The sequence below is a fragment of the Dinghuibacter sp. genome, assembly GCF_035492835.1.
Lineage (GTDB): Bacteria > Bacteroidota > Bacteroidia > Chitinophagales > Chitinophagaceae > Dinghuibacter.
Window position 1 is genome coordinate 25,247 of sequence record NZ_DATJIY010000014.1, and the last position, 6,338, is coordinate 31,584.

Sequence of the window (6,338 nt, forward strand, 5' to 3'; positions counted from 1 at the left end):
CCCTCTAATGGAGGTTTCCGCCCCTGTCCAGCGGGTTGGGTGCGATTTTTTGCATCGCGCCTTCAGCGGTCGTCTTTAGCCTGTCCTTGTCTATCTTTTCCCTGAATGCCGCGCGGAAGCGCTCGCTGGGTCCCTTGAACAGGATGACCAGGCTGCCGTGTTCCCGCGCGAGCGGTTCGGTGATGCTGTCGGTGCACACGGCCGATTGGAATTCATGGATAAAGGCGTGCTGCATCTCATCTTCGTCGTCGGTCACCAGGAGCAGGATGTTTTTCGAGCTGTCGAAACCGCTTCCGGGCATCCAGTAGAGGAAGCTCGCGTTGTCGCTGTAGGCCGGGGGCAGGCCATATTTTCGACCATAATAATTGACCGCTCCGGCTTCCCCGTAGTTATCGCAGAACAGGAAGGTTTGTTTCTTTTCGGCGCTGTCGAGGGTGGCGTAAGCTTTTGCTACCTTCCGTGCCATTTCTTTCCAGCCGAGCATGTCGGCGAAGTCCTGGGGTAAGGGGTGGTCTTGCTGGTCTTCCCAGCGCAACGCGCCGGTCTTCTTTACCGTTGCATGATGCGCGTAGTATTCGGCGAGCTGCGTGGGGGGAAGGAAGGGTAAGGATATGGTAAGAAAACGGTACCCCGCCAGGAGCGTCCAGGCCGTTATCAACGCCACGATCGCCAGACGCGGGCGTTTTTCCCCCGCCCATTGGTCGATCCGTGCGGCGCCGAACGCCATCAGGATCGGGAACGCGCCTTGGGCGTAGTAGTCCTTGGCGTGGCCCAGGGCCAGGAGCGCGATCGTGATCACCGTGGCCCAGGCGACGAAGCGGTATTTTCCTGTGCGCACGGTGGCTACGAGGCCGGTCACCCAGGTAACGATACAGGGTAGCTGGAGGAGGAACTGGGAGATGATGAAGTTTCCCGGGCTGATGTATTGAAGCTGGTTGCGTTGGAGCTCCTTCATGTGGAACACGACCGGGAACCCACGGTACGCCTGCCACAGGAAATTGGGCAGGAAAATGAGCAGCCCGCAACCGAGCGCCATATAGAAATGCTTGTTGGCGATGACTTTTTTATCCCAGGTCAGGAGCAGGCCTCCGGCCAAACCCGCCGCGTAAAACACCACGGTATATTTGCTGAGCATACCCAGGCCGAAGGCGATGCCCGCGACATAGAGGTCCCGGTTGTTTTCGCGTTGCTGGTATCTTACCAGGCCATACACGGTGGCGGTCCAGAAAAAGATGTCCAGGAAGTTCGGCTGGAAGAGGAACTGCATCCGCAGCCATGCGCCAAAGACGAAGGGCAGGAAGCACAGCACCAGGCCCAGCCAGCGGCCGCCCAGGCTCAGCACCACCCGGCCGGCCAGCAGGAAGGTCAGCGCCCCGAAAAGCGACGGCCAGAATTTGATGATGAATATGCTTCCGTTGAATAGATCGGTCAACCAGGCAAACACCGACAGCAGCGGCGGCACTTCCATATACCCCCAGGCCATGTGCCGGCCCTCGGCCAGGTACAGGAACTCGTCCCGGTGGGGTTCCCATGCGCCGTTTTGGATCAGGTAAGGCAGCGCCAGTTTGAGCAACGCCAGACCGTAGAGCAGGAGGCGGGTTTTACTGTCGGTTTTCATCGTTTTCATCCGGTCCAAAGTAGAAAAATCGGGGTAGATTCATAGTATATTTTGACGATATGCATAAAATCGGTGGTCTGATGTTTGTTTTGATGCCTCTTGTGGGGATGACCCAGACTTTTAAGGTGCTTACGCCTTACGGGCGGGCGAGCTTCCGCGGGCTCTCGGCGCCTTCGGCGTCGGTCGTGTGGGTCAGCGGGACCGGTCTTATCGGGCGTTCCGTCGATGGGGGCTCGTCCTGGAGGTGGGCCTCTGTGCCGGGATTTGAGCGCCGCGATTTCCGGGATATTTATGCGTATGACTCTCTAACGGCCATGGTCATGGCGGTGGATACCCCGGCGGTGCTCTTACGGACCGGCGACGGCGGCGCGCATTGGACGGAGGTATTCCGGGACGCTACACCTGGCATGTTCCTGGATGCGATGGATTTCCTGGGGGCTAAGGGCATCGTGGTGGGCGACCCGGTAGGTGGGCGGTTCTACCTGGCGATGACGCAGGATTCGGGGCGCAGCTGGCTGCCGTTTTCGGATGGCATCCGGCCTGTAGCGGATAGCGGGGAGGGCTGTTTTGCCTCCAGCGGGACGAATATACGGCTGCTGTTACAGGATGGGCTTCCATACGCCTTTGTGAGCGGGGGACCCGTGTCAAGGCTGTTTACCGGGTCCGCGGCGGTTACTTTGCCGTTGTTGAATGGCGCCGTCAGTACGGGCGCGAATAGCATTGGCATTTCCGGGGCGCACTGGATTGTTGTGGGTGGGGATTTTGCACACGATAGCGTTTCCCGCGGGAATTGCCTGATCTCCTCCGATGGGGGGGTGCACTGGCGCGCGCCTGCATCCGGCCCTTTGGGATACCGTAGCTGCGTGGTGCACCTATCCGGGGCTTCGTGGCTCTGTTGCGGGACCAGCGGGGTGGATGTGTCGACGGACGACGGTGATCATTGGCGGTCGCTATCGCGGGAGAGTTACCACGTGGCCGTGAGCTCCGGCGGCGTTGTATATCTGGCCGGAGCCCACGGACGCGTGGCAAGACTGGAGCGTGGTCGCTAACCGCGCGCGGCGGCGCCCCGTTACGGCTTCAGCCAAACGGTTCCGAGGTCGGTCGTCTGCCCGTTCTGTACGGCGACGTTGAGGTAGGCGGTGTCCATGAAGCTCGGGGCCGTTGCATGAACGATCACGCTTACCGAACCGGTTTTGAGGCCGCGCACTTCCCACATGCCGGTGGCCGTGCCGGTGGTATCGCCCGCGGGGAAGGTCGGCAGGGCGGTCAGGGTGTCGGTCCCGCTGATTACGCCCACGATCGGTGCGGACGATTGCGGGGCGACCATGCCCGTGAGCGTAGCGCTGTTGCTGGTAAAGAAGCGGATAAAGGGCTTGAGGCTGAAGTTCCCCTGCCCTACCTCGGCGATCGAGCGGCCGGCGTCGATGTCCATCCATACCTGGAGCGGCGAGTCGCCGAGCTGTATGGAGTCGCCGGTTACCGGGACGATGACGGTGGGGGCGAACAACAGACCCAGCTGGACGTTTACCCCATTGGCGGTCACCGAGCTGTTATTCCCGAAGACGATCCGGAACGACTTGATCATACCCTTTTTGAGGCTGGTGGTGCCGAGCGCCGTGTCCAGACCGTTCCTGAGGTTGACGAGGTTGTACACCCCCGCGCGGATGTTCAGCGAATCCCAGTGCGAGGTGTCGTTCATCGTCATCACGGATACGGATTTGATATCCACGTTGATGGCCGTGATGTCGGCCTGAAAGTTCACCAGGTCGCCCGGACCAGGGGGATCGTCCGTCAGTAGCAATTGCATGTCTTGATTATCAGAAGATCCTCCTCCCGTAGAGATGACTTTTGTACAGGAGTTGATCGTCGCTCCCAGGCACAGCAAGGCCAGGGAAACCCACGTGGTGCGTTTCATAGTGCATTATTTTGGAGTGAAAGTTGCGCGGTGGAGTAAGAGGGAGGTATCCCCCAAATTGCACAAAGTTTGTGCCGGACCGTTAGTCATCCTGAGACAATGGTACATTAAATTAATTTATCCCACCCAGCTATCCCCCTGCGCATACACGCGCGCAGCCCGAGCAGGTCCGGGGCGCAGCCCCGAAGCGGAGGTCCGGAGGCGCAGCCTCCGAAGGGGGAGTACCGAGGGGGCGCAGCCCCTTCGGTCGCAACGCATATGATTTTTTTTGCCGGCCCCTTAAGCTCCACCCAAGAAGGGGCCGGCAAAAAAAAAGTTGCCGCCCCATGCGAGATGAGGCGGCGGCATTTTAACTGAAGGGTACTAAATAGGGTGCTGACTAACTTCCCTTTCGGGTTGAATATTTTAAGGGGCGGCCCGCGGCGCACAGCCGCGGGTTACGCGTTTAGTGCAGCGTCACGGTACCCAGGTCCACGGAGGAACCCGGTTTGATATTGACGTTGCTGATTGTAGTGTCGTGATAGGCGCCGGCGGTTGCGTGGAAGGTGACGTCTACGGTGCTGGATTTGATGCCGCGGACTTCCCAGTTGCCATGGCGTCCGGGGAGCGCGATCAGGGTGTCCTGTCCCGAAATTACGCTCACGAAGGGGTCGGCGGCGGCGGGGAGCAGGGTGCCCTGGACGGAGCCGCTGTTGGCGCGGGTAAAGAGACGGATGTGCGGCCACAGCGCAAAGTGCTGATGGAGTACTTCGATGATGGAATGACCGGCGTCGAAGTCAACCCACAGCGCCAGGCTGCCCGGATCGACCTGCTGGCACTCGTCGACATTAATGGTAAACGTGTTGCCCCACAACAGGTCCAGCTTAAAGGTCGTGCTGTCGGCGACGATCGAGTTGTTGTCGCCGAGCGTAATCCTGATCTTGAGGATCTTGCCTTTGGGGATGTTGGTTGCGGAAAAGAGCGTGTCGATCCCGTTTTGGAAATTCAGGATGTTGTATACGCCCGGTGTTATGTTAAGTGAGTCCCATTGGTAGCAAGTTGGATGATTCCAGTTCCACTGACTGCCGGTGGTGTCGGCGTTACAGGAGTCGGGTGCGACGAGAACGGAGATCGACTGGATGTCGATGTTCACGGCCTGATAGTTAACGGGGCCGTCGGTCAGATACATGTTGAATTTCTGCTGTCCCGGCGGGACGGAGCTACTCGAAGAGTTGCTTTTGGTACAGGAGGTTATTACCGCCAGCATCCCCATTACACATAGCACGGCCGATGAAGGCCATTTCATGCTTTTCATACAACGGAAGTTTTTGTTTAATAAAATGGTAGTGAGCGAGGCAGAGGGGAATTTCCGCCTTGGTTTCAACACAAACTATGCCAAATGTTAAAACTTTCGGAACATGAACCAGGCCCCTACCAGGATGAAGCCAAAGGCTACAAGGTGGTTCCATTTCAGGTGTTCCTTCAACACGAGGATGGTGAAAAAACAGAAGATCGTGAGGGTGATGATCTCCTGGATCATTTTGAGCTGGAAGGCGCTGTAGTGCTCGACCTCGTAGCCGATGCGGTTGGCCGGGACCTGGAAGCAGTATTCAAGCAAGGCAATCGACCAGCTGATCAGGATGACCTTTGGGAGCGGGGTCTTTTCGAACCATTTCAAGTGGCCATACCAGGCGATGGTCATGAAGATGTTGGACAGGATCAGCAGGAGGACGGTGCGCATAGGTTAGTTTTTGCCGGCCAGCAGGTAGAGTACCGCCATGCGGACGGCGACGCCGTTCTCGACCTGCTGTAGGATGAGTGAATGGCGGGAGTCGGCGACATCGCTGTCGAGTTCCACGCCGCGGTTGATGGGCCCCGGGTGCATGATGAAGATGTCCTTTTTGAGCCCGTCGACGAGGCGGCGGGTAACACCGTAGGCCAGGTTGTATTCGCGGAGGGAGGAAAAGAGCGGCTGGCTCTGGCGCTCCAGCTGGATGCGCAGGACGTTGGCGACGTCGCACCATTCCAGGGCGTCCTTGACCTTGTATTCCACCTTTACGCCAAAGGCCTCCCGGATGTACGGGGGGATGAGCGTGGGGGGCCCCGCGACCATGACTTCCGCGCCCATCTTTTTGAGGAGGTAGATGTTGCTCATGGCGACGCGCGAGTGCATGATGTCCCCGATGATGGCGACGCGGATGCCTTCCAGGGTACCGAGCGCCTGTTTCATCGACAGGGCGTCGAGCAGCCCCTGAGTCGGGTGCTCGTTGATGCCGTCCCCGGCGTTAACGATGGCGGCGGGGATGTGCTGCGCCAGGAAGTGGGGGGCGCCGCTGGCGCTGTGCCGCATGACGACCATGTCCACCTTCATCGACAGGATGTTGTTGACGGTGTCCAGGAGGGTTTCGCCCTTGGATACGGAGCTGCCGCTGGCCGTGAAGTTGATGGTGTCCGCGCTCAGGCGCTTCTCCGCCAGCTCGAAGGAGATGCGCGTCCGCGTGGAGTTCTCATAGAACAAGTTGACGATAGTCACGTCCCTGAGGGAAGGGACCTTCTTTACCGGTCTTTGTAAAACGTCTTTGAATTGTTCCGCGGTGGAAAGAATGAGCTCGATGTCTTCACGGGTGAGCGCCCGTATACCCAGGAGATGTTTCGTGGACAATTGCATCTTAAGGCGCGAAATTAAAGGAAATTTTCCGGTTACCGGTCCCACAAATTTGCGCGGCATGCCTCTTGGCTTGGGCGCCGCGTCTCCTGCCTCCAGGCCTGTCCGCGGTATCGTGGCCCGCCGTGCCTCTTTTACCTCGTTTTGGCCTGGGCCCAGGC

General features: G+C 58.9%; 6 protein-coding genes. 1 reads left to right on the forward strand and 5 read right to left on the reverse strand.

Going from position 1 to position 6,338, the window contains the following annotated elements; all coding sequences use genetic code 11:
• Positions 1-4: 4 nt before the first annotated feature.
• Positions 5-1,627 (reverse strand): glycosyltransferase family 39 protein, encoded by a 1,623-nt coding sequence (locus VL547_RS01385; protein ID WP_325574375.1) that lies wholly within the window; start codon positions 1,625-1,627, stop codon positions 5-7.
• A gap of 50 nt (positions 1,628-1,677) precedes the next feature.
• Here VL547_RS01385 and VL547_RS01390 point away from each other — a divergent pair, with 50 nt between their 5' ends.
• Positions 1,678-2,667, forward strand: a complete 990-nt coding sequence (locus VL547_RS01390; RefSeq protein ID WP_325574377.1) for an oxidoreductase — start codon at positions 1,678-1,680, stop codon at positions 2,665-2,667.
• A gap of 20 nt (positions 2,668-2,687) precedes the next feature.
• Here the strand turns inward: VL547_RS01390 and VL547_RS01395 are convergent, their stop codons facing one another.
• The 4 genes from VL547_RS01395 to VL547_RS01410 all read right to left on the reverse strand — a co-directional run bounded on the left by VL547_RS01395 (position 2,688) and on the right by VL547_RS01410 (position 6,180).
• Positions 2,688-3,533: a DUF4382 domain-containing protein gene (locus tag VL547_RS01395; RefSeq protein WP_325574379.1), complete on the reverse strand. Its 846-nt coding sequence runs from the start codon at positions 3,531-3,533 to the stop codon at positions 2,688-2,690.
• A 445-nt stretch (positions 3,534-3,978) separates the two neighbouring features.
• The gene (locus VL547_RS01400) at positions 3,979-4,827 is read right to left on the reverse strand and encodes a DUF4382 domain-containing protein (RefSeq protein WP_325574381.1); all 849 of its coding nucleotides are present in this window, start codon (positions 4,825-4,827) and stop codon (positions 3,979-3,981) included.
• An 87-nt stretch (positions 4,828-4,914) separates the two neighbouring features.
• Positions 4,915-5,253, reverse strand: a complete 339-nt coding sequence (locus VL547_RS01405) for a DMT family protein (RefSeq protein ID WP_325574383.1) — start codon at positions 5,251-5,253, stop codon at positions 4,915-4,917.
• A gap of 3 nt (positions 5,254-5,256) precedes the next feature.
• Entirely contained in the window at positions 5,257-6,180 is a 924-nt protein-coding gene (locus VL547_RS01410; protein ID WP_325574384.1) for an aspartate carbamoyltransferase catalytic subunit, read from the reverse strand.
• Between the last annotated feature and the right edge of the window lie 158 nt (positions 6,181-6,338).